The following is a 20779-nucleotide window of genomic DNA, read 5'->3' on the forward strand; positions in this document are numbered from 1 at the left end:
CCATGCCCACCTTGCCTTCTTCGCCCCACCATCTGCTGCCGCTGGCCCAATGGCCGCAGGCCGCGCGCGGTGCGCTCATCGGCGTCTTCACCGACATCGACGACACGCTCACGCACGACGGCGCCATCACGCCCGATGCGCTGCAGGCGCTGGGCGATCTGAAGGCGGCGGGGCTTTCGGTGGTGGCGATCACCGGCCGGCCGGTGGGCTGGAGCCTGCCCTTCGTCAACGCCTGGCCGGTCGACGCCATCGTGGCCGAGAACGGCGCGGTCGCGCTGCTGCCCTCGGCCGATGGCAAGGTCGAGAAGCGCTACCAGCAGGACGAGCCCACGCGCGCCGCCAACTTCGCGCGCATGCAGGCGGTGCTGGAGCGCATCGAACGCGAGCTGCCGGGCGTGGGTCGCGCCACCGACTCGCCGGGGCGCGAGACCGACATCGCCATCGACCACAGCGAGTTCGTGCAGCTGAGCGACGCCACCATCGCGCAGGTGGTGGCGCTGATGCGCGGCGAGGGCATGCACGCCACCGTGAGCAGCATCCACGTCAACGGCTGGTACGGCGACAACGACAAGCTCGAAGGCGCGCGCTGGATCGTGCGCGAGCTGTGGGGTCGCACGCTAGACGGCGAGATGGACCGCTGGGCCTACGTGGGCGACTCCACCAACGACCAGCTGATGTTCCGCAGCTTCGCGCACAGCATCGGCGTGGCGAACGTCGCGCGCTTCGTGCCGCAGTTGGAGCACCTGCCGCGCTACGTGACGCGGGGCGAACGCGGCACCGGCTTCGCCGAGGCGGCGAGCGCGATTCTCTCGGCGCGCTGAACACCGCCGGACGCTGCGGACAAACAACACTCCGCGCGAAAAATGCGGACGAAAAAAAGCCCGCACGAGGCGGGCGAAGGGACCGTTCGACGGGGTCCTTGGAGAAAACAGTCTCGGGGTTCGCTGCGATCAGAAGCTGTGGCGGATGCCGAACTCGTAGCCCATCGACGACTTGGGCTGCAGCGCCACGCGGTTGTACGTTGCCACGTACGACGGGCCGGCGCCGACCGTGTTGCCGGCACCGTTCTTGTTGGTCACGCGCGCGATCGTGCCGTAGAGCGCGGTGCGCTTCGACAGGTTGTGCACGTAGCCCAGCGCGAACTTGTTCGACTTCGGGTCGGGGGTGTTCACGGCGAAGAGGGCCGGCGCGCGGTTGTAGTCGTACTTGACCTGCGAGTAGGAGGCGCGGATCTGGCCCGGGCCGATCGGCACGGTCACGCCGATCAGGTAGCCGGTGAGGTCGGTGCTCGGCACCGGTGTGAAGATGTTCAGCGGATCGCGCTGGTCCTTCGAGCGCGAGTACTCGCCGAACAGCTTGGCCACGCCGAAGTCGTAGGTCGCGCCGAGGTTGAAGGTCTTGATCTTGCCCAGACGTGCCACGGCGGAGGAACCTGAACCGGAGGTGAAGCTGGTGTCGTTCTGCGCGTAGCTGACGGCGACGTCGACCGGGCCCGAGGCGTACCCGACGCGGCCGCCGATATGGCGGCCGGTGTTGGTGCGGTCGGCGCCGGTGATGGTGTCGGGCGACAGGCGAGTGATCTCGTGGAAGCTGTAGCCCAGGTTGCCGTAGAAGCCGCCCAGGTTGCGCGGCAGGAAGTACTGGACCATGTTGCCGGCGCGCTTGTAGGTGCTGTTGCTGCCGTAGCCGGTGCCCGAGAGGCTGCCTTCGTTGGCGTCGATGATCAGCGAGCCGCCGATGCCGGTGTCGCCGAACGGATCGAACTGCTCGTCGTTCAGCACGGTGGCGGTCTTGTCGCGGCCGATGCGGAACTCGCCGAAGCTGCCGGCCAGGCTCACGGTGGAGCGGCGGCTGAAGTTGGAGACGCCGGTGGCGCCGTCGTCGTTGGTGATCGGGGCTTCGAGCCAGAAGCTGGCCGACAGGCCGCCGCCGAGGTCTTCGACGCCGCGGAAGCCCAGGCGGCTGGAACTCAGGCCCGAGTTGGCCAGCTCGGTACGGCTGGCCTTCACGCTGTAGTAGGGGGTGAAAAGGGTGGCCGGGACCGACTCGCTCTTGTTCGAGACGTTGCGGTAGGCCGCATCGACGACGCCGAACAGCGTCACGGTCGATTGCGCCGACGCGGCACCGCAGGCTGCCATCGCAGCCAGAACAAGCAGGGATTTTTTCATTCGTATCACTCCAGGATGGGGAAGTTGCCGCTCCGATGCCGGATGCAGCTGCTGAGAGCCCGGGCTTTTGCGCCACAAGACTGCATCGGAGTGTTTCCATCGCGGAAGACAAACGAATTACATAGGGTAAGTACCCAACCCCCGAAGGGCCAAGCCTCTTGACATAAGTGTCCTGACTGTTTCCTGACCCGGAACGCCGTTCCGGCCACTCACTCGCTCATGGGCAATTCGCGCTGCCGGCGTCGCAGCACCATCCACTGGCTCCACGTGCCGAAGGCGGCGATCAGCAGCAACACCGCCGCATAGCCCTCGGCCGTGTTCAGCAGCCCCAGCGGCGCCACCAGGAAGCCCGCGAGCATGGCCGGCAGGCTGAACGCGAGATAGCTCACCACGAAGATCGCCGCGAAGAGCTCGCCGCGCTCGTGCGATTGCGCCATCGGCGCCAGCGTCTGCACCAGCGCCGAGAACGCGCCGCCGAAGCCGATGCCCGCTACCGCCGTGCCGACGAAGAAGAGCGCGAGCGAACGGGTGGCAAGCGAGGCCAGCAGCAGCACCAGGCCGAGCGCGATGCTGGCCATGCCGACGATGGCCGGGCGCGGAGCCGCAAGGCGGCCGAGCAGCGTCGGCGCGATGGCTCCCATGCCGGAAAGCACCGCCACCGTGAGGCCGTTGACCACGCCGTTGTCAATGCCGAACACATGCAGCATGAGCGAAGGCGCCAGCGACAGGTACAGCCCGCCGAGCGCCCACACCACGATGAACACCGGCAGCCCGCGCGCGAACTCGGCGCGTGCCTTCGCCGGAATCGACACGCGCGGCACCAGCGAGGCCAGCGCCCCGGCGCGCGGCGTGACGGTCTCGGGCATCCACAGCACCACCGCCGCGCCCAGCGCGAACACCGCGGCGAGCACGCCGAACACCAGCATCACCGGTTGCAGCGAGAACTTCACCGCCATGCCCGTGAGCAGCGCACCCGCGGCAAGGCCTGCAAGCGGCGACACGCTCGTGATCAGCGCCCCCAGCCGCTTGCGCGAAGCCGGCGCCGCCTCGACCACCGCCGCGCTCAGCGCGCCGCTCGCCACGCCGGTGGCGATGCCCTGCACCACGCGCGCGACGATCAGCCCGCCGATGCCATCCGCGAGCAGGAAAAGCCCCATCGCCACCGCCTGCAGCACCAGCGCCGCCAGCACCACCGGGCGCCGCCCGATGTGGTCCGACAGCGACCCGGCTACCAGCAGAGAAACCAGCAGCGCGATCGCGTAGACCGCGAAGGCCACCGTGAGCAGCGACGAAGAGAAATGCCAGGCGTGCTGGAACACCACGAACAGCGGCGAAGGCGCGGCGGCTGCGAAGAAAAAGGCGAACAGCACCGCCGCGAGCAGCGGAAAGGCCGCGCGCTGCGGCAGGCGCCAGGGCCTGGAGCGCGCCGCGAGGTCGGCAGTGGCGGAAGCGAGTTCGGGGCAGGAGGACGGCATGGCGAATCCTTAATGCAACTTTTTTTGCTTTTGCGATTCTAGACCTGCGAATTCTCTAAAGCAAATATTTTTGCGTTAAAGTCCAGACCATGACCGACATCGCCCTCCCCAACAAACGCCCCGGCGGCCGCAGCGCCCAGGTGCAGGCATTGGTGCGCACTGCCCTCGAAGAACTCGTGGCGGAACAAGGAAGGGAGCGCGTCACGGTGCCGGCGGTGGCCGAGCGCGCGGGTGTCAGCGCCTCCAGCATCTACCGGCGCTGGGGCGACCTGCAGGGGCTGCTGGCCGAAACCGCAACCCATCGGCTGGACCCGAACCGCCCACTGCCGAATACGGGAACGCTGCGCGCCGACCTGGAAGCCTGGGCGCGCGAACTCATCGAGCACCTGGCCAGGCCGTGCAATACCTCGTTGCTGAAAGCCGCGGCCGCGCTGGCCAACGATGGCGCGGACACCGACTGCCTGCGCAACCGCCGCAGGGAGGCGCTCACGCTTGTCGAGCAGGCCCGCGCCCGCGGCGAGCGCGCACCCGAGCCGCAGCAGGTGATCGATCACCTGATCGCGCCGATCGTGTTCCGGTTGGTGTTCGGTGGTGACGGGGTGCAGCCGGGACTGGCGGGCCGGCTGGTGGACGAGCTCTTCGTCCTCAGTTCGTCTTGACTTCCTTCGCCAACCCCAGCTTCTCGATGATCGCCTTCTCCTTCACCACCGTGTCCTGCGCGAACTTGGTATAGGTGGCCGAGCTCATGTAGTTCGGCAGCATGTCGTAGCGGCCCAGCGCGGCGACGTAGCTCGGCTCCTCCATCGCCTGCTTGAAGGCGTCGTGCAGCTTCTTCACCACCTCGGGCGGCGTGCCCTTGGGCGCTCCGATGCCGAAGGGCGAGTTCTGCACCACGTCGTAGCCGAGTTCCTTCAGCGTGGGCGCGTCGGGGAACTTGGCCAGGCGCTTCTCGCCCCAGGTGTTGAGCACGCGCAGCTTGCCGGCCTCCACCTGCGGCGCGAAGCCGGTGCTGTCGGCCGCGGCCATCAGCTGGCCGCTGACCACCGCGAGCATCAGGTCGGCGCTGCCCTTGTAGGGCACGTGCTGCAGCTGGATGCCGGCCTTCTGCGCGACGATCTCGGTCGTCAGGTGCGGGCTGGTGAGCGTGCCCGTGGAGCCGTAGGTGAGCTTGCCGGGGTTGGCCTTGGCGTAGGCAACGAAGTCGGCCCAGGTCTTGAAAGGGCTGTCGGCCGGCACGACGATGCCGAAGGCGTAGCCGGTGACGTTGATGACGTAGGTGATGTCCTTGAGCGGATCCCAGTTGATCTTGGTGGTGTAGCCCAGGCGGAACACGCCCAGCGGAATCTGCGCGACGGTGTAGCCGTCGGGCTGCGCGGTCTGCAGCGCCTGCGCGGGCAGCGTGCCGCCGGCGCCGGGCTTGTTGTCGATGATCACCGGCTGGCCGAGGATCTTGCTCGCGTTCTCCGCGAGCTGGCGCATGGTGATGTCGGTCGGGCCGCCTGCCGGGAAGGCGATCACCAGCTTGATGGGCTTGGCGGGAAAGGCCTGCGCGAGCGCCGCCATCGGAAAAGCGAGGCCGCCGGTTGCGGCGAGTGCGGCAGCGGTACGGAGGAAGGTGGAGCGGCGGAGCATGGCTGACTGGGTCCTGACTTGGGAAAGCGCCGATTGGGCCCCGCCGCACCGGCGAAGGCAATCGGGGCTGCCCTGATTTCCGTGGGAAACAGGGGCGAATTCCGGCGTCCGAGTCGCCTGCGCGTCAGCTGCTACGCGTGCGAGAAGCCCTCGATCACGTTCACCGCGTTCACGCCCACCTCCGCCACCGCATAACCGCCCTCGAAGACGAACACCGTCGGCAGCCCGGCGCGAGCGAGGTCCTCGCCCATGCGCAGGTAGTCGTCGCTCTTCAGCCTGAAGCCGGAGATCGGGTCGCCCTCGAAGGTGTCGACGCCGAGCGAGACCACCAGCGCGCCGGCCTTCACTTGGGCGATGCGGTCCAGCGCGGTCTTCAGCGCGGCGCGCCACGCCGCGAAATCGGTGCCGCGCGGCAACGGCAGGTTGTGGTTGAAGCCCTCGCCCCGCCCGGCGCCGCGCTCGTCGGCATGTCCCAGGTAGTAGGGATAGTCGGTCAGCGGATCGCCATGCAGGCTCGCGAAGTGCACATCGTCGCGCTCGTAGAAGATGGCCTGGGTGCCATTGCCGTGGTGGTAGTCGACGTCGAGCACGGCCACGCGTTCGACGCCCGCGTCGCGCAACGCCTGCGCGGCGACGGCAGCGTTGTTGAGGAAGCAGTAGCCGCCGAAGAAATCCGCGCCCGCATGGTGGCCCGGCGGCCGCGTGAGCGCGAAGGCGGCACGCTCGCCGCCGATGACGCGCTGCGCCGCGGTCCACGCGCATGCCGCGCCGTGGCGCGCCGCCGTCCAGCTGCCCGCCATCAGCGGCGTGCCCGCGTCGAAGGAGAAAAGCCCCAGGCGCGCCGGAAAGCTCTTCGGCAGCACATCGCTGCGCATGCCGCGCGTGGGCCAGTACGAAGGCAGCGCGTCGCGCGTCGCGTTGGACGGATCGAGCGCCACCCACTCGTCCCACGCATGCGCGATGAAGTCCAGGTAGCGCGGCGCATGCACCTTGGCCAGCACCGCCTCGTCGAAGGCATCGGGCGCCTGCAGCGGGCCGATGTTCCTGCGCTCCAGCTCATGCCTCACATGATCGACGCGCGCGGGCACCTCGAAGCACGGCACGAGCTCGCCGCGGAACATCTCGACTTTGCCCTGATGGAGAACGTGCTGGTCGTTGTAGATGGTGAGCATGAAGATGGAAGGCCGGTGCGGCTGTGGCGAAGCCGCCCATCATGCCGCACGCCGCAGCACCGCCCGGCGCCTTCCGGAGGCCGTGAGCCCGAACAGGTCCTTCGGGTCGTCGAGCTCCGGCACCAGCGCGATCTGCCGGCCGATGCCGCGCTCGGTCGCGATGCGCTGGATGTAGCGCAGCGCCGTGTAGTCCTCCAGCGCGAAGCCCACCGAGTCGAACAGCGTGACCTGCGCCGCGCTCTCGCGCCCCGGCACCTCGCCGAGCAGCACGCGCCAGAGCTCGTGCACCGGGAAGTCGGCGGCCACCTGCTGGATCTCGCCCTCGACGCGGGTCTGGGGCTCGTACTCGACGAACACGCGCGCCTTGCCGAGCACGCCGGGATGCAGTTCGGTCTTGCCGGGCGAATCGCCGCCCACCGCGTTGATATGCATGCCCGGCTCGATCATGTCGGGCGTGAGCACCGTCGCGCGCCCCTGGTAGGCGGTGACGGTGGTGACGATGTCCGCGCCGCGCACCGCCTCGGCCACCGAGCGGGCGCGCACGATCTCCAGCGGCGTGCAGGCCGCGAGGTGGCGCACCAGCTTGTCGGTGGCATGGGGGTCGATGTCGTACACCCGCACTTCCTCGATGCCCAGCAGCGCATGGAAGGCCAGCGCCTGGAACTCGCTCTGCGAGCCGTTGCCGATCAGCGCGAGGCTGCGCGAATCGGGCCGCGCCAGCGCCTTCGCGGCCATCGCCGAAGTGGCGGCCGTGCGCAGCGCGGTGGTGAGCGTGAGTTCGGAAAGCAGCACGGGGTAGCCCGTGTCGACCTCGGCGAGCACGCCGAAGGCCATGACGGTCGGGAGCCCGACCTGCGTGTTGTGCGGATGCCCGTTGACGTACTTGAAGGCGTAGGCGCCATCGTCGGCCACCGGCATCAGCTCGATCACGCCGAGGTGCGAATGGCTGGCCACGCGCGCCTTCTTGTCGAACTCGCGCCACCGCATGAAGTCATCGCGCAGCGCGTCGGCCAGCGCGGTGAGGAACTGCGGAACGCCGGTCTCGTCCACCAGGCGGACCAGGCTGTGAACATCGATGAAGCGGGTCATGACATGGCTCCTTGCGTAGCCCCGTCGCGGCGCTTCATCCCATCGCATGTTTACTCCACCATGGCTGATTCAGGATGCGCCTGCGCCAAGGGTTGAGAGCCATTGTGCGCCTGCTCGCGAACCTTTGCGAGCCCTCTGCGGCTGCGCCTTCAGTCGCTGCGGCGCTCCTCGATGCTGCGCTCCAGGAAGCGCCAGAGGCGCTCGTCCTCGCTGAAGGCGACGTTGAAGCGCAGCCAGCCGGTGGGGCGCGGGTTGACCAGGAACAGCTGGCCCGGGCCCAGCATGATTCCCTCGGCCGCGGCGCGCCGCGAGAGCTCGGCGCTGTCGGTGATGTCCGGATGCCGGGCCCAAAGGTACATGCCGGCCGCGGGCTCATGAAACAGCTCGAAGCCCAGTCCCCCCAGCCGCCGCGCGACACTGCCGTGCGCCTGCGCGAGGCGCTCGCGCAGGGCCTTGAGATGCTTGCGCCAGCGGCCGTCGGTCACGGTGCCGAAGGCCAGGCGCTCGGTGATGTCGGACGAGGTGAGGCCCGAGATCATCTTGAGCTGCGCCAGCTCGTCGAGCAGCTCGGGCTGCGCGATGACATAGCCGACGCGGATGTTCGGCGAGATGGTCTTCGAGTAGCTGCCCACGTACACCACGCGGCGCAGTTGCCCGAGGCTGGCGAGCGAGGGGCGCATCGACGCGTCCATTTCGGCGTAGATGTCGTTCTCCACCAGCGTGAAGTCGTGCGCCTGCGCGAGTTGCAGCAGCTGCACCAGCTGGGGCAGCGAGGCCATGGAGCAGGTCGGGCTCTGCAGCCGCGGCTGCGTGAAGAAGGCCTTGGGGCGGTGCACCGCCAGCAGCGCTTCGAGCGCAGGCATGTCGTAGCCCGAGGGAGTGCGCGGCACGCCGACGATCTCCACGCCCAGGAAGCGCAGCATGAACATCAGGTTCGGGTAGCCGGGATCGTCCACGAGCACGCGGTCGCCCGGCTTGAGCAGGCGGCGCGCGACGAGATCCAGCGCCTGGCTCGAGCCCTGGGTCAGCAGCACCTGGGCGGCCTCGACCACGATCTGCTGCTCCGACAGCGCCTCGGCCGTCGCCATGCGCAGCGCCATGTGGCCGAACGGCAGGCCATAGCCGCCGATGTCGCTGCCTTCGGAGGCCAGGTGGCGCAGGCTGCGGCGCATGCCGTCCTCGAAGAGCCAGTCGTGCGGCAGCCAGCCGCAACCGGGCTTGAGTGGCAGGTTGCGGTTCTCGAAGATCTGCTGGAGATACCACCGCGCGTCGAAGCGGGGGTCCGCGCGGGGCGCGCTGGCCGTGCCGGCGGCGCTCTCCTCGCTGCGCCGCTTGACGAAGAAACCGGCGTTGGCCCGCGAGACCAGCAGGCCCTGCGCCACCAGCCGGTCGTAGGCTTCGACCACCGTGAAGACGCTGACGCCATGGGCGGCGGCGAAGGCGCGGATCGACGGCAGCTTGGTGTCGGCCTTGAGCTTCTGGGCGCCGATCAGGCCGCGCAGCCCTTCCACGATCTGGCTCACCAGTGGCGTCGGCTGTTCGGGGCGAAGAATGAGCATCGGGGGTGTCTCCGGCGGTCCGGCCTGCACCATATTGAGGAAAGTATGTACAGGATACAAGACCAGTACAGTCCTCCGGACGACCGCTTCCGGTGTACATGGCCGGTCCGGATCGGGCGACCTAGAGTGCCGGCATTCCTTTCCTTCCAGCACTCAAGCACAGGTCGTCCCCCATGCAACGCGAACCCCACCTCAGCAACGCCGCCCTCATGACCCGCCGCAGCGCGGCCGTCGCGCGCGGCGTCGGCCAGGCCCATGAAATCTTCGTCAGCCGGGCCGCCAACGCCGAGCTCTGGGACGTCGAGGGCCGCCGCTACATCGACTTCGCGGGCGGCATCGCGGTGCTCAACACCGGCCACTGCCACCCGGAGATCACGGCTGCAGTCAAGGCGCAGGCCGGGCTCTATTCGCACACCTGCTTCCAGGTACTGGCCTACGAGCCCTACGTGGAACTGGCCGAGCGCCTGAATGCACTGGCCCCGGGCGCGTTCGCGAAGAAGTCGGTCTTCCTGAGCACCGGCGCCGAGGCGGTGGAGAACGCGGTCAAGATCGCCCGTGCCCACACCCGGCGCCCCGGCGTCATCGCCTTCACCGGCGGCTACCACGGCCGCACGATGATGACGCTGGGCCTCACCGGCAAGGTCGCGCCCTACAAGGTCGGCTTCGGCCCCTTCCCGGGCGAGGTGTTCCATGCGCTGTACCCGAACGCGCTGCACGGCGTGAGCGTGGACGAGGCCCTGCATTCGGTCGAGCTGCTGTTCAAGAACGACATCGAGCCCGAGCGCGTGGCGGCCTTCATCCTGGAGCCGGTGCAGGGCGAAGGCGGCTTCTACGTGGCGCCCAACGATTTCGTCGAGGGCCTGCGCGCGCTGGCGGACCGCCACGGCATCCTGCTCATCGCCGACGAGGTGCAGACCGGTGCCGGCCGCACCGGCACCTGGTTCGCCAGCGAGCAGTGGCCGGTGGCGCCCGACCTGATCACCACCGCCAAGTCGATGGCGGGCGGCTTCCCGATCTCCGGCGTGGTGGGCCGCGCCGAGGTGATGGACGCCCCCGCCCCCGGCGGCCTGGGCGGCACCTATGCCGGCAGCCCCATCGGCTGCGCCGCGGCGCTCGCGGTGCTCAAGGTGTTCGACGACGAGCAGCTGCTGGCGCGCAGCCGTGCGCTGGGCGAGCGGCTCATGGCCGGCCTGCGCCGCATCGCGGCGGGCGAGCCGTCCATCGGCGACGTGCGCGGGCTCGGCGCCATGGTGGCCATCGAACTGTTCGAGGAGGGCGACACCGCGCGGCCCGACGCCGCGCTGACCCGCAAAGTGGTCGCGGAGGCGGCACGGCGCGGGTTAATCCTGCTGTCATGCGGCACCTACGGCAATGTAATTCGCGTGCTGGTGCCGCTCACGGCATCCGACTTGCTTGTGGACGAAGGCCTGGCGCTTCTCGCGGACAGCTTCGCCGCGCTGCGCTGATCGACCGATCCTTTTCCTGAATCCTCCATGACCGCAGAACCCTTGGTGCGCTTCCAGCGCGTCCAGAAGACCTACGACGGCGAGCACCTGGTGGTGCGCCAGCTCGACCTGGACATCCACCGCGGCGAGTTCCTGAGCCTGCTCGGCCCTTCGGGATCGGGCAAGACCACCACGCTGATGATGCTGGCGGGCTTCGAGTCGCCGACCTCGGGAGAGATCCTGCTCGACGGCAAGCCGATCACCCGCACGCCGCCGCACAGGCGCAACTTCGGCATGGTCTTCCAGAACTACGCGCTGTTCCCGCACATGAGCGTGGGGCAGAACGTGGCCTATCCGCTCACCGTGCGCAAGGTGCCGAAGGACGAGCAGCAGCGCCGCGTGCAGCGCGCGCTCGACATGGTGCAGCTGCGCGGCATGGCCGACCGCCTGCCCGGCCAGCTCTCGGGCGGCCAGCAGCAGCGCGTGGCGCTGGCGCGGGCGCTGGTGTTCGAGCCCCAGCTGGTGCTGATGGACGAGCCGCTCGGCGCGCTCGACAAGCAGCTGCGCGAGCACATGCAGATCGAACTCAAGGACCTGCACCGCCAGCTGGGAGTTACCTTCGTCTACGTGACGCACGACCAGGGCGAGGCGCTCACCATGAGCGACCGCGTGGCGGTGTTCAACGAAGGCGTGATCCAGCAGCTGGACACGGTCGACCGTCTCTACGAAACGCCTTCCAACCGCTTCGTGGCCGGCTTCGTCGGCGACAACACCGTGCTCAGGGGCCAGCTGGGCCAACGCCAGGGTCATGGCGGCGAGCATGCCGAGATGATGCTGCCCGACGGCCGCGTGCTGCACGGGCTCAACGTGAGCGGCGCGGCTTCTGGCGCGGCCGTCGAGGCCTGCATCCGCCCCGAGCGCGTGGTGCTGCACCGCCGCACGGACGTGCAGCGCGCCAACATGCTCGAGGCCGAGGTGGCGCGCGTCATCTACTTCGGCGACCACCTGCGGCTGCTGTGCAGCGTCGGCGGCGGCCAGGCCGACGCCACCGTGAAGCTGCCGCTGGACGGCCTCGACGGCGCCGCCGCGCCGCGGGCCGGCGAGGCGGTGGTGCTCGAGTTCCCGACCGCGCATGCGCGCATCTACGCCCCCTGAAGCCGGCCTTCCCTTCCCCGATCGCTTTCCCCCTCGTTCCCGTTCATCACCCAGGAAGATTTCCACCATGAAAAAGACACTTCTCGCCTGCACCGTCGCCGCCAGCTTCGCCCTGCCGGCCCTCGCCCAGCAGCAGCTCACCGTGGTCAACTTCGGCGGCGCCAACGCCAACGCCCAGAAGAAGGCCTACTACGAGCCCTACGAGAAGACCGGCACCAGGATCGTCGCGGTCGAATACAACGGCGAGCAGGCCAAGATCAAGGCCATGGTGGAGACCAAAAAGGTCACCTGGGACGTGGTCGAGGTCGAATCGCCCGACGCGGCGCGCGGCTGCGACGAGGGCCTGTTCGAGAAGCTCGACTATTCCAAGATCGGCACCAAGTCCGACTTCCTGCCGGCCGCCGTCACCGACTGCGGCGTGGGCCTGTTCGTGTGGTCGACCGTGATGGCCTACAACGGCGAGAAGCTCAAGACCGCGCCCACGAGCTGGGCCGATTTCTGGGACGTGAAGAAGATTCCCGGCAAGCGCGGCATGCGCAAGGGCGCGCGCTACAACCTCGAATTCGCGCTGATGGCCGACGGCGTGAAGCCGGGCGACGTCTACAAGGTGCTCGGCACCAAGGAAGGCGCCGACCGCGCATTCAAGAAGCTCACCGAGCTCAAGCCCAACATCCAGTGGTGGGAGGCCGGCGCGCAGCCGCCGCAGTTCCTGGTGGCCGGCGACGTGGTGCTGACCACCGTCTACAACGGCCGCATCGACGCGGCCAACCGCGAAGGCCGCGACCTCAAGATCTACTGGCCGGGCGGCATCTACGACCTCGACTACCTGGTGATCCCCAAGGGCGCGCCGAACAAGGAAGCCTCGTTGAAGTACATCCAGTTCGCGATGCAGCCCGCCAACCAGGCGGTGTATGCCCAGAACATCGCCTACGGCCCCACCAACACCAAGGCGCTGGCCTCGCTCAGCCCCAAGGTGCTGGCCGACCTGCCGACCTCCTCGACCAACGCCAAGGACGCGCTGCAGTTCAACGTCGGCTTCTGGGCCGACCAGGGCGAGGCGCTGGAGAAGCGCTTCGCGGCCTGGGCCACGCAGTAAACCGGCAGACGAACCAGCGAACGCGAAAGAGGCCATGCACGCGGCAACGTCTGTTCCCCCGGTTCCAGCGGAAGCGCCCCCCGGCGAACTGCGGCGCGCACTGGCGCGCGCCGAGGCCCGCCGCAAGTGGCGCGCCTTCGCGCTCACGGCGCCGCTGCTCGTGTTTCTTCTGCTGACGCTGCTGGTGCCCATCGTGGCGCTGCTGCAGCGCGCGGTGGAGAACCCCGAAGTGGCCAACGCGCTGCCGCGCACCGTGCGCGCGCTCGACGGCTGGAACCGCAAGGAGGCGCCCGCGCCGGCGGCCTATGCGGCCATCGCGGCCGACCTCGGCCAGTTGCCCGACAGCTCCGACGCGGGCGCCCTCGCGCGCCGCCTCAACACCGAGATCGCGGGCGCCCGTTCGCTGGTGATGGGTGCCTTCAGGGCGCTGCCCATCGCCGGCACGCCGGAGGAGATCAAGGCACGCATGCTGGAGCTCGATCCGCGCTGGGGCGAAGCGCCGTACTGGCAGGCGATCGCCAAGAACGGCTCTCGCTGGACGCCCGACTACCTGCTCGCCTCGGTCGACCTGCGGCGCGACGTGGCCGGCGAGGTGGAGCGCATGCCCGCCGACCAGCGCGCCTTTGCCGGCATCCTGCTGCGCACCTTCCAGATCAGCGCCGTGGTCACCTTCTTCTGCCTGCTGCTGGCCTATCCGCTGGCGTGGTGGCTGTCGACGCTGCCGGCGCGCAAGGCCAACGTGCTGATGATCCTGGTGCTGGTGCCGTTCTGGACGTCCATCCTGGTGCGCGTGGCCGCATGGATCGTGCTGCTGCAGTCCGAGGGCCTGGTCAACCGCGGCCTGATGGGCATCGGCCTCATCGACCATCCGCTCGCGCTGCTGTTCAACCGCACCGGCGTGATCATCGCGATGGTGCACATCCTGCTGCCCTTCATGATCCTGCCGCTGTACAGCGTCATGAAGAGCGTGCCGCCCACCTACCTGCGCGCGGCCGTCTCGCTGGGCAGCTCGCCGCTGGCGGCCTTCTTCCGCGTGTACGTGCCGCAGACCTACCCCGGCATCGGCGCCGGCGCGCTGCTGGTCTTCATCCTGGCGATCGGCTACTACGTGACGCCGGCGCTGCTCGGCGGCGCGGACGACCAGATGCTGAGCTACTACATCGCGCGCTACACCAACGTGGAAATCAACTGGGGCATGGCCTGCGCGCTGGGCGCCGTGCTGCTGGTCGCCACGCTGCTGCTGTACGCCGTGTACCGCCGCATCGGCAAGGCCGAGCTGAGCCTCGGTTGATCAGCACGAAAAGCCGCACGAAAGACGAACAAGCATGTTGAAGCTTCCCCAATTCCCGGCCTACGCCACCTTCGCCGACAAGCTCGGCTGGTGGCTGGTGCGCGGCGGCTGCGTCGCGGTGCTGGCCTTCCTGCTGGCGCCGATCCTGGTGGTGATCCCGCTGTCGTTCTCCGACAGCTCGTTCCTGGCTTATCCGATCCCGGGCTGGTCGCTGCGCTGGTACCGCAATCTCTTCGACTCGCCCGAATGGGCGCGCGCGGCGCGCAACAGCTTCATCGTCGCGCCCGCCGCCACGGTGCTGGCCACCGTGCTGGGCACGCTCGCGGCGGTGGGGCTGTCGCGTACGAACTTCGCGTTCAAGGGCCTGCTCATGAGCGTGCTGATCTCGCCGATGGTCGTGCCGATCGTGGTGGTCGGCGTAGCCACCTACCTCTACTTCGCGCCGCTCGGTCTGGCCGACACCTACCTCGGCCTGATCGTGGTGCACGCGGCGCTGGGCGCGCCCTTCGTTCTGACCACCGTGCTCGCCACGCTGGCCGGCTTCAACCAGAACCTGGTGCGCGCATCGCTGAGCCTGGGCGAGACGCCGTTCCGGACCTTCATGCGCGTCACACTGCCGGTGATCGCGCCGGGCGTGATCTCGGGCGCGCTGTTCGCCTTCGCGACCTCGTTCGACGAGGTGGTGGTCACGCTGTTCCTCGCGGGGCCGGACCAGGTCACGCTGCCGCGCCAGATGTTCACGGGCATCCGCGAGAACATCTCGCCCACCATCGCCGCCGTGGCGACGCTGCTGATCATCTTCACCACCACGCTGCTGCTCGCGCTCGAATGGCTGCGCGGACGGCGGCGCTGAACACTCCATTCGCGCGATGCCCTCCACGACCCCGAACCAGCCGCTGGGCGGCAACACCATGCCGCGCTTCGCCGGCCCCGGCACGATGATGCGGCTGCCCCCGGCAACGTCGCCGGAAGGACTGGACGCCGCGTTCATCGGCGTGCCGCTGGACATAGGCACCTCCAACCGCCCCGGCGCGCGCTTCGGGCCGCGCCAGATCCGCGCCGAGTCGGCGCTGCTGCGCCCCTACAACATGGCCACCGGCGCCGCGCCCTTCGACCGGCTGAACGTGGCCGACCTGGGCGACGTGCCGATCAACACCTATTCGCTGGACAAGTCGCTGGCCATCATTTCGGCCTTCTACGACACGGTGCTGGCAGCAGGATGCGCCCCGCTGACGCTGGGCGGCGACCACACCATCGCGCTGCCGATCCTGCGCGCGGTGGCGCGAAAGCACGGCCCGGTCGCGCTGGTGCACGTGGATGCGCATGCGGACGTGAACGACGACATGTTCGGCGAGCGCATCGCCCACGGCACGCCGTTCAGGCGCGCCGTCGAAGAGGGCCTGCTGGCCTGCGACAAGGTCTGGCAGATCGGCCTGCGCGGCACCGGCTATGCGGCCGACGATTTCGACTGGCCGCGCGCGCAGGGTTTCACCGTGGTGCAGGCGCACGAGGTCTGGTACCAGTCGCTCGCGCCGCTGATGGCGCAGGTGCGCGAGCGCATCGGGCCCGCGCATCCGGTCTACATCAGCTTCGACATCGACGGCATCGACCCCTCGTTCGCGGGCGGCACCGGCACGCCCGAGATCGGCGGGCTCACCGTGCCGCAGGCGCTGGAGATCGTGCGCGGCTGCCGCGGCCTGAACGTGGTGGGCGCCGACCTGGTGGAGGTCAGCCCGCCCTACGACACGAGCGGCAACACCGCGCTGCTGGGCGCCAACCTGCTCTACGAAATGCTCTGCGTGCTCCCCGGCGTGCCCTTCCGCTGACGCGGCCGCTGCCCGAGCAGGCCATTACCGGTTACCCATTTACTTCCGAGACAACACGACACCATGGACACGAAGACTTCTCCCCTCGCGCTGCTGAACGACCCGACCCTGCTCAAGACCGATGCGCTGATCGCCGGCGAATGGACGAAAGGCGCCAGCCGCTTCGACGTGAACGACCCGGCCACCGGCCGCAAGCTGGTCGACGTGGCCAACCTCACGCGCGCGGATGCCGCGCATGCCATCGCCGCCGCCAACAAGGCGCTCGCCGCCTGGCGCGGCAAGACCGGCAAGGAGCGCAGCATCGTGCTGCGCAAGTGGTTCGACCTGCTGATCGCCAACACCGAGGACATCGGCCGCCTGATGACCGCCGAGCAGGGCAAGCCCTTCGCCGAGGCCAAGGGCGAGGTCGCCTACGGCGCGAGCTTCATCGAATGGTTTGCCGAAGAAGCCAAGCGCGTGAACGGCGAGGTGCTGCCGCAGTTCGACAACAACCGCCGCCTGCTGGTGATGAAGCAGCCCATCGGCGTGTGCGCGGCGATCACGCCGTGGAATTTTCCGCTCGCGATGATCACCCGCAAGGTGGCTCCGGCTCTCGCTGCCGGCTGCACGGTGGTCATCAAGCCGGCCGAGCTCACGCCGCTCACTGCGCTGGCCGCGGCGGAGTTGGCCGTGCGGGCCGGCATTCCGGCAGGCGTGCTCAACGTGCTCACGGCCGACAGCGCCAACAGCATCGCGATCGGCAAGGAGCTGTGCGAGAGCGACGTCGTGCGCCACCTGAGCTTCACCGGTTCCACCGAGGTGGGCCGCATCCTCATGAGCCAGTGCGCGCCGACGGTCAAGAAGCTGTCGCTGGAGCTGGGCGGCAACGCGCCCTTCCTGGTGTTCGACGACGCGGATGTGGATTCGGCCGTCGAAGGCGCGATTGCCAGCAAGTACCGCAACGCCGGCCAGACCTGCGTTTGCGCGAACCGGCTGTACGTGCAGGAGGGCATCTACGACGCCTTCGTCGAGAAGTTCGCGGCCAGGGTCAAGGCGCTCAAGGTCGGCAACGGCTTCGACGACGGCGTGGTGCAGGGCCCGCTGATCGAGGACGCGGCCATCGACAAGGTGCAGCGCCACGTCGACGACGCCGTCGCCAGGGGCGGCAAGGTGCTGGCCGGCGGCCACAGGATGCAGGGCCAGTTCTTCGAGCCGACCGTCATCGCCGACGCCACGGCCGACATGCTGTGCGCGCGGGAGGAAACATTCGGCCCCTTCGCGCCGGTGTTCCGCTTCAAGACCGAACAGGAAGGCATCGACGCGGCAAACAATACCGAGTTCGGCTTGGCGAGCTATTTCTACACGCGCGACGTGGGCCGCATCTTCCGCGTGGCGGAGGCGCTGGAGTACGGCATGGTCGGCATCAATGCCGGCGTGATCGCCACCGAGCACGTGCCCTTCGGCGGCGTGAAGCAGTCGGGCCTGGGACGCGAGGGCTCGCACCACGGCATGGACGACTACGTCGAGATCAAGTACCTCTGCCTGGGCGACATCCAGAAATAGGACGGGAAGGAGGACGGGCGCGCCTCTTCAGAAGCGCCTCTTCAAAGGCCTATGCGTTCAGGTGGAAAGGCGCGTTCGCGAACAGCTGCACGCCGTGCAGCAGCGCGTCCTCGTCGAAGTCGAAATTCGGGTGGTGATGCGGGTGCACGATGCCCTTGGCCGCACTGCGCGCACCGATGAAGACGTAGGCGCCCGGCGCATGCTTCAGGAAGGCGCTGAAATCCTCGCTGTTCGGCAGCGGCTTGATGGTCTGGAGCACCGCGGTAGCAATGCCCTGCTTCACTACCGCGCGCATCCGGGCGGCCACCGACGCATCGTTGACCACCGGGCTGTAGCCGCGGATGTACTCCAGCTCGCAACTCGCGCCGTGCGCACCCGCCACGCCGTTGGCGATGCGCTCCACGAGCGCCGGTACCAGTTCACGCACATGCTCGCTGAAGCAGCGCACCGAGCCCCAGAGTTCCACCGTGTCCGGAATCACGTTGAAGGCCGTGCCGCCGTCGAAGCGGGTGACCGACAGGATCACCGCCTCGTGCGGATCGACGTTGCGCGAGACCACGGCCTGCAGGTTGCAGACGATCTGCGCGCCGATCATGATGGGGTCTATGCAGCGGTCGGGATTGGCCGCATGGCCTCCACGGCCGTGCAGGCGCAGCACGAAGCGGTCGGAGCTGGCCAGCGCCGGCCCGTCGAGCACCGCGATGCTGCCGGTGTCCAGCGTGGACATGACGTGCGCCGAGATCACCTGGTTCACGCCCTTCATGACGCCCGCATCCACCATCTGCTGGGCGCCGCCCGGATGCTGCTCCTCGGCGTGCTGGAAGAAGAAGCGCACCTCGCCCGGCACCTGCGCGCGCAGGCCGGCGAGGATGCGCGCCGCGCCCAGCAGCATCGCGGCGTGGCCATCGTGGCCGCAGGCGTGCATGACGTTGGGCTTTCCCGAAGCGTAGTCGCAGCGCTTGCGATCCTGCAGGGGCAGTGCGTCGATGTCCGCGCGCATCGCCAGCGTGCGTCCTTTCCTGCCGCCGGCCAGCCGCGCGAGCAGGCTGGTCGGCGTGGGACGGCTCACTTCCAGCCCCTTGATGGCGGCAAGCTCGCGCTCGAGGAAGTTGGCGGTATCCACCTCCTTGAACGACAGCTCCGGGTGGCGGTGCATGTGGCGTCGCCATGCGACGACCTCGGCATGCTGGCGCTGCGACTGTGCGTCGATGGTTTCGGCGATGTCGCCGAGCGAGAAACGCGTGCTGAATACGTTCATGGTGCCGTCGCTCACTCGGGGCTGATGCCCGCGGCCTGGACGATGCGGCGGTTGCGCGCCAGCCCGCTTTCGATATGCGAGCGGAAGGCATCGGCGGAACCACCGACCGCGTCCGCACCCACCTCCTTCAGGCGCGCGACCAGCGCCGGGTCGCGCAGCGCGGCCACGGCCGCGTCGTGCAGCTTCTTCTGGATGGCGGACGGCGTCTTCGCCGGAGCCACCAGGCCGAACCAGGTCATCGCAAGCTCGTTGAGATCCGGCTGGCCGAACTCCTTGAGCGTGGGCACGGAAGGCAGCGCCTCCAGCCGCTTCGGGGCGCCCACCGCGAAGGGCAGCAGCTTGCCGCTCTTGATGTGCGCGGCCGACGAGGGGTACTGGTCGATCGACACCAGGGTCTCGCCCGCCAGCGCCGCCGTCAGGGCGGGCCCCATGCCGCGGTACGGAATGTGCCGCAGCTTGATCCTGAGATCGGTGTTCATCGCCTCGATCAGCAAGTGGCTGATGGAGCCCGGGCCCGAGGAGCCCATGTTGTAGAAATCGGGCTTGGCGCGCACCTCGGCGATCACCTGCTCGAACGTGCGCCCCGGGAACGACGGATGCACCATGAACACCGAGGGCACGGTCGCCAGCATGGTGATCGGCGCGAGTTCCTTCAGCGGATCGACGCGGTTCGCCTTCAGCAGGATCGGGTTCACCGTCAGCGTGCTCACGGTGCCGATGCCGATCGTGTAGCCGTCCGCATCCGCGCGGGCCAGGGCTTCGGAGCCGATCATGCCGCCGCCGCCCGCACGGTTGTCGACCACCACCGGCTGGCCCAGCTCGACCTGCATCCTGTCGGCCACCAGCCGGGCCACGATGTCGGTCGAGCCGCCCGGCGCGAAGGGCACGATCAGCTTGACCGGTCGCTGCGGATAGCCGTCCTGCGCGGACGCCTGGAGCGCGAACGAGCCCAGCAGGACCAGGAGGGCGGCGAGCCGGCGACGTGAGGATTGCATGAGGTCGGTGGTCCGTGTAAGACGAAAGTGGGCGGATTATGTTGACGCCTTCGACCGGCTTCCAATAGATTCGCGGCCACTGCGATAAGCAAACCCGATACCCCAGGTCCGCCATGTCCAACGCGACGCCAGCCTCCTCCGTCCTCTACGCCCGGCTGGTCGCCAAGGCGCGCCTGCGGCACCTGCAGCTGCTGGTGGCCGTTGCCGATTCGGGCAGCGTGCGGCGCGCGGCCGAGCAGATCGGCATGAGCCAGCCCGCCGCCACGCAGGCGCTGGCGGACATCGAAGGCCTGCTCGCCGCGCCGTTGTTCGAGCGCCACGTGCGAGGCATGCGGCTCACGGCCGCGGGCCGCGCGGTGGTCCCGATGGCGCGCAACACGCTGAGCGCCTTGCGCGCATCGACCGACACGGTGCACGCGCTGCAGGCCGGCGCGGGCGGCGTGCTGCGTGTGGGCGCGATCACGGCCGGCGTCTCCGGGCTGCTGTGCCGGGTGCTGCCGTCGTTCGCAGCGCGCTACCCGGCCCTGCGCATCGAGGTGCTGGAGGCGCCCGGCGATCAGCTGCTGGCCGACGTGATGTCCGGCCGCGTGGACATGGCGCTGTGCCGCCGGCCGCGCGAACTGCCCGCGCCCTGCACCTTCGAGCGGCTCGCGCCGGACGTGCCCTGGATCGCGGCGGGCCGCCGGCATCCGCTCGTGCGCAAGGCCCAGCCGACGCTGGCCGATCTGCGCGCCGCGCGCTGGATGGAGCCTGTCCGGGGCATCGGCGTGCGCCGCGTCTTCGATGCGCTCTTCGACCCGCCCGACGCGCCGAAACCCGAGTTGCATCCGATCTCGACCACCTCGCTGCCGCTGGTGCTCGAGCTGCTGCGCAGCCACCGCGTGCTGACGCTGGTGCCGCGCAGCATCATCGCGCCCTTCGTCGAGTGGGGCCTGGTCGCACGCGTGCCCTACGAGTTCGGCGGCGAATTCGAGGGCCTTGGCGTGCTGCAGAGCCCGGAGAACGACAGCCCGGCCGTCGCCGCCTGCCTGGCGGCACTGCGCGAGGCCGCCCGCTCGGAAGGCCCCGCCTGAGCG

18 protein-coding genes are annotated in these 20779 nt (G+C 69.0%); 10 read left to right on the top strand and 8 right to left on the bottom strand.

The annotated features are described in order from the left end of the window. Positions 1-2 precede the first annotated feature (2 nt). The gene (locus tag EJP67_RS21405; RefSeq protein ID WP_126023713.1) at positions 3-821 is read left to right on the top strand and encodes an HAD-IIB family hydrolase; all 819 of its coding nucleotides are present in this window, start codon (positions 3-5) and stop codon (positions 819-821) included. Between the two features lie 129 nt (positions 822-950). On the opposite strand, the gene EJP67_RS21410 is transcribed toward EJP67_RS21405, so the two are convergent. Continuing rightward, on the bottom strand, positions 951-2168 hold the full coding sequence (locus tag EJP67_RS21410; RefSeq protein WP_126023714.1) for a porin: 1218 nt from the start codon (positions 2166-2168) through the stop codon (positions 951-953). 209 nt (positions 2169-2377) lie between these two features. Beyond that, a complete protein-coding gene (locus EJP67_RS21415) occupies positions 2378-3643 on the bottom strand; it encodes an MFS transporter (RefSeq protein WP_126023715.1) in 1266 nt (421 codons plus the stop codon). An 89-nt stretch (positions 3644-3732) separates the two neighbouring features. Between EJP67_RS21415 and EJP67_RS21420 the strand changes: the two genes are divergently transcribed. After that, positions 3733-4302: a TetR/AcrR family transcriptional regulator gene (locus EJP67_RS21420; protein WP_126023716.1), complete on the top strand. Its 570-nt coding sequence runs from the start codon at positions 3733-3735 to the stop codon at positions 4300-4302. On the opposite strand, the gene EJP67_RS21425 is transcribed toward EJP67_RS21420, so the two are convergent. The 4 genes from EJP67_RS21425 to EJP67_RS21440 all read right to left on the bottom strand — a co-directional run bounded on the left by EJP67_RS21425 (position 4289) and on the right by EJP67_RS21440 (position 9095). Then, complete coding sequence (locus EJP67_RS21425; RefSeq protein WP_126023717.1) at positions 4289-5275, bottom strand: tripartite tricarboxylate transporter substrate binding protein; 987 nt, start codon at positions 5273-5275, stop codon at positions 4289-4291. The two genes, EJP67_RS21420 and EJP67_RS21425, sit on opposite strands and share 14 nt — an antisense overlap. A gap of 131 nt (positions 5276-5406) precedes the next feature. Next, a complete protein-coding gene (locus tag EJP67_RS21430) occupies positions 5407-6447 on the bottom strand; it encodes a histone deacetylase family protein (protein WP_126023718.1) in 1041 nt (346 codons plus the stop codon). A 39-nt stretch (positions 6448-6486) separates the two neighbouring features. Next, positions 6487-7536 carry an ornithine cyclodeaminase gene (locus EJP67_RS21435; protein ID WP_126023719.1) on the bottom strand — a complete coding sequence of 350 codons (1050 nt, stop codon included), beginning with the start codon at positions 7534-7536 and terminating at the stop codon, positions 6487-6489. Between the two features lie 149 nt (positions 7537-7685). Then, the gene (locus EJP67_RS21440; protein WP_126023720.1) at positions 7686-9095 is read right to left on the bottom strand and encodes an aminotransferase-like domain-containing protein; all 1410 of its coding nucleotides are present in this window, start codon (positions 9093-9095) and stop codon (positions 7686-7688) included. A 173-nt stretch (positions 9096-9268) separates the two neighbouring features. Here EJP67_RS21440 and gabT point away from each other — a divergent pair, with 173 nt between their 5' ends. The 7 genes from gabT (at position 9269) to EJP67_RS21475 (ending at position 17450) form a co-directional block, all read left to right on the top strand. Then, a complete protein-coding gene (gene gabT / locus EJP67_RS21445) occupies positions 9269-10561 on the top strand; it encodes a 4-aminobutyrate--2-oxoglutarate transaminase (protein WP_126023721.1) in 1293 nt (430 codons plus the stop codon). A 27-nt stretch (positions 10562-10588) separates the two neighbouring features. Next, positions 10589-11695 (top strand): ABC transporter ATP-binding protein, encoded by a 1107-nt coding sequence (locus EJP67_RS21450; protein ID WP_126023722.1) that lies wholly within the window; start codon positions 10589-10591, stop codon positions 11693-11695. A gap of 67 nt (positions 11696-11762) precedes the next feature. After that, a complete protein-coding gene (locus tag EJP67_RS21455) occupies positions 11763-12791 on the top strand; it encodes an ABC transporter substrate-binding protein (protein ID WP_126023723.1) in 1029 nt (342 codons plus the stop codon). Between the two features lie 34 nt (positions 12792-12825). After that, positions 12826-14082, top strand: coding sequence for an ABC transporter permease (locus tag EJP67_RS21460; RefSeq protein ID WP_126023724.1), 1257 nt, complete (start codon positions 12826-12828; stop codon positions 14080-14082). A gap of 34 nt (positions 14083-14116) precedes the next feature. After that, entirely contained in the window at positions 14117-14935 is an 819-nt protein-coding gene (locus EJP67_RS21465) for an ABC transporter permease (RefSeq protein WP_126023725.1), read from the top strand. 16 nt (positions 14936-14951) lie between these two features. Then, on the top strand, positions 14952-15908 hold the full coding sequence (gene speB / locus EJP67_RS21470) for an agmatinase (RefSeq protein WP_126023726.1): 957 nt from the start codon (positions 14952-14954) through the stop codon (positions 15906-15908). Between the two features lie 63 nt (positions 15909-15971). Then, the gene (locus EJP67_RS21475) at positions 15972-17450 is read left to right on the top strand and encodes an NAD-dependent succinate-semialdehyde dehydrogenase (protein WP_126023727.1); all 1479 of its coding nucleotides are present in this window, start codon (positions 15972-15974) and stop codon (positions 17448-17450) included. A 49-nt stretch (positions 17451-17499) separates the two neighbouring features. On the opposite strand, the gene EJP67_RS21480 is transcribed toward EJP67_RS21475, so the two are convergent. Both EJP67_RS21480 and EJP67_RS21485 read right to left on the bottom strand, forming a co-directional pair. Further along, entirely contained in the window at positions 17500-18708 is a 1209-nt protein-coding gene (locus EJP67_RS21480) for an amidohydrolase (protein WP_126023728.1), read from the bottom strand. An 11-nt stretch (positions 18709-18719) separates the two neighbouring features. After that, positions 18720-19703, bottom strand: coding sequence for a Bug family tripartite tricarboxylate transporter substrate binding protein (locus EJP67_RS21485; protein WP_126023729.1), 984 nt, complete (start codon positions 19701-19703; stop codon positions 18720-18722). Positions 19704-19816: 113 nt separating this feature from the next. On the opposite strand from EJP67_RS21485, the gene EJP67_RS21490 reads away from it, so the two are divergent. Further along, positions 19817-20776 carry a LysR family transcriptional regulator gene (locus EJP67_RS21490; RefSeq protein ID WP_126023730.1) on the top strand — a complete coding sequence of 320 codons (960 nt, stop codon included), beginning with the start codon at positions 19817-19819 and terminating at the stop codon, positions 20774-20776. The last annotated feature ends 3 nt before the right edge of the window (positions 20777-20779 follow it).

The organism is Variovorax guangxiensis, assembly GCF_003952165.1.
In the GTDB taxonomy this organism is placed as follows: Bacteria; Pseudomonadota; Gammaproteobacteria; order Burkholderiales; family Burkholderiaceae_C; genus Variovorax; species Variovorax guangxiensis.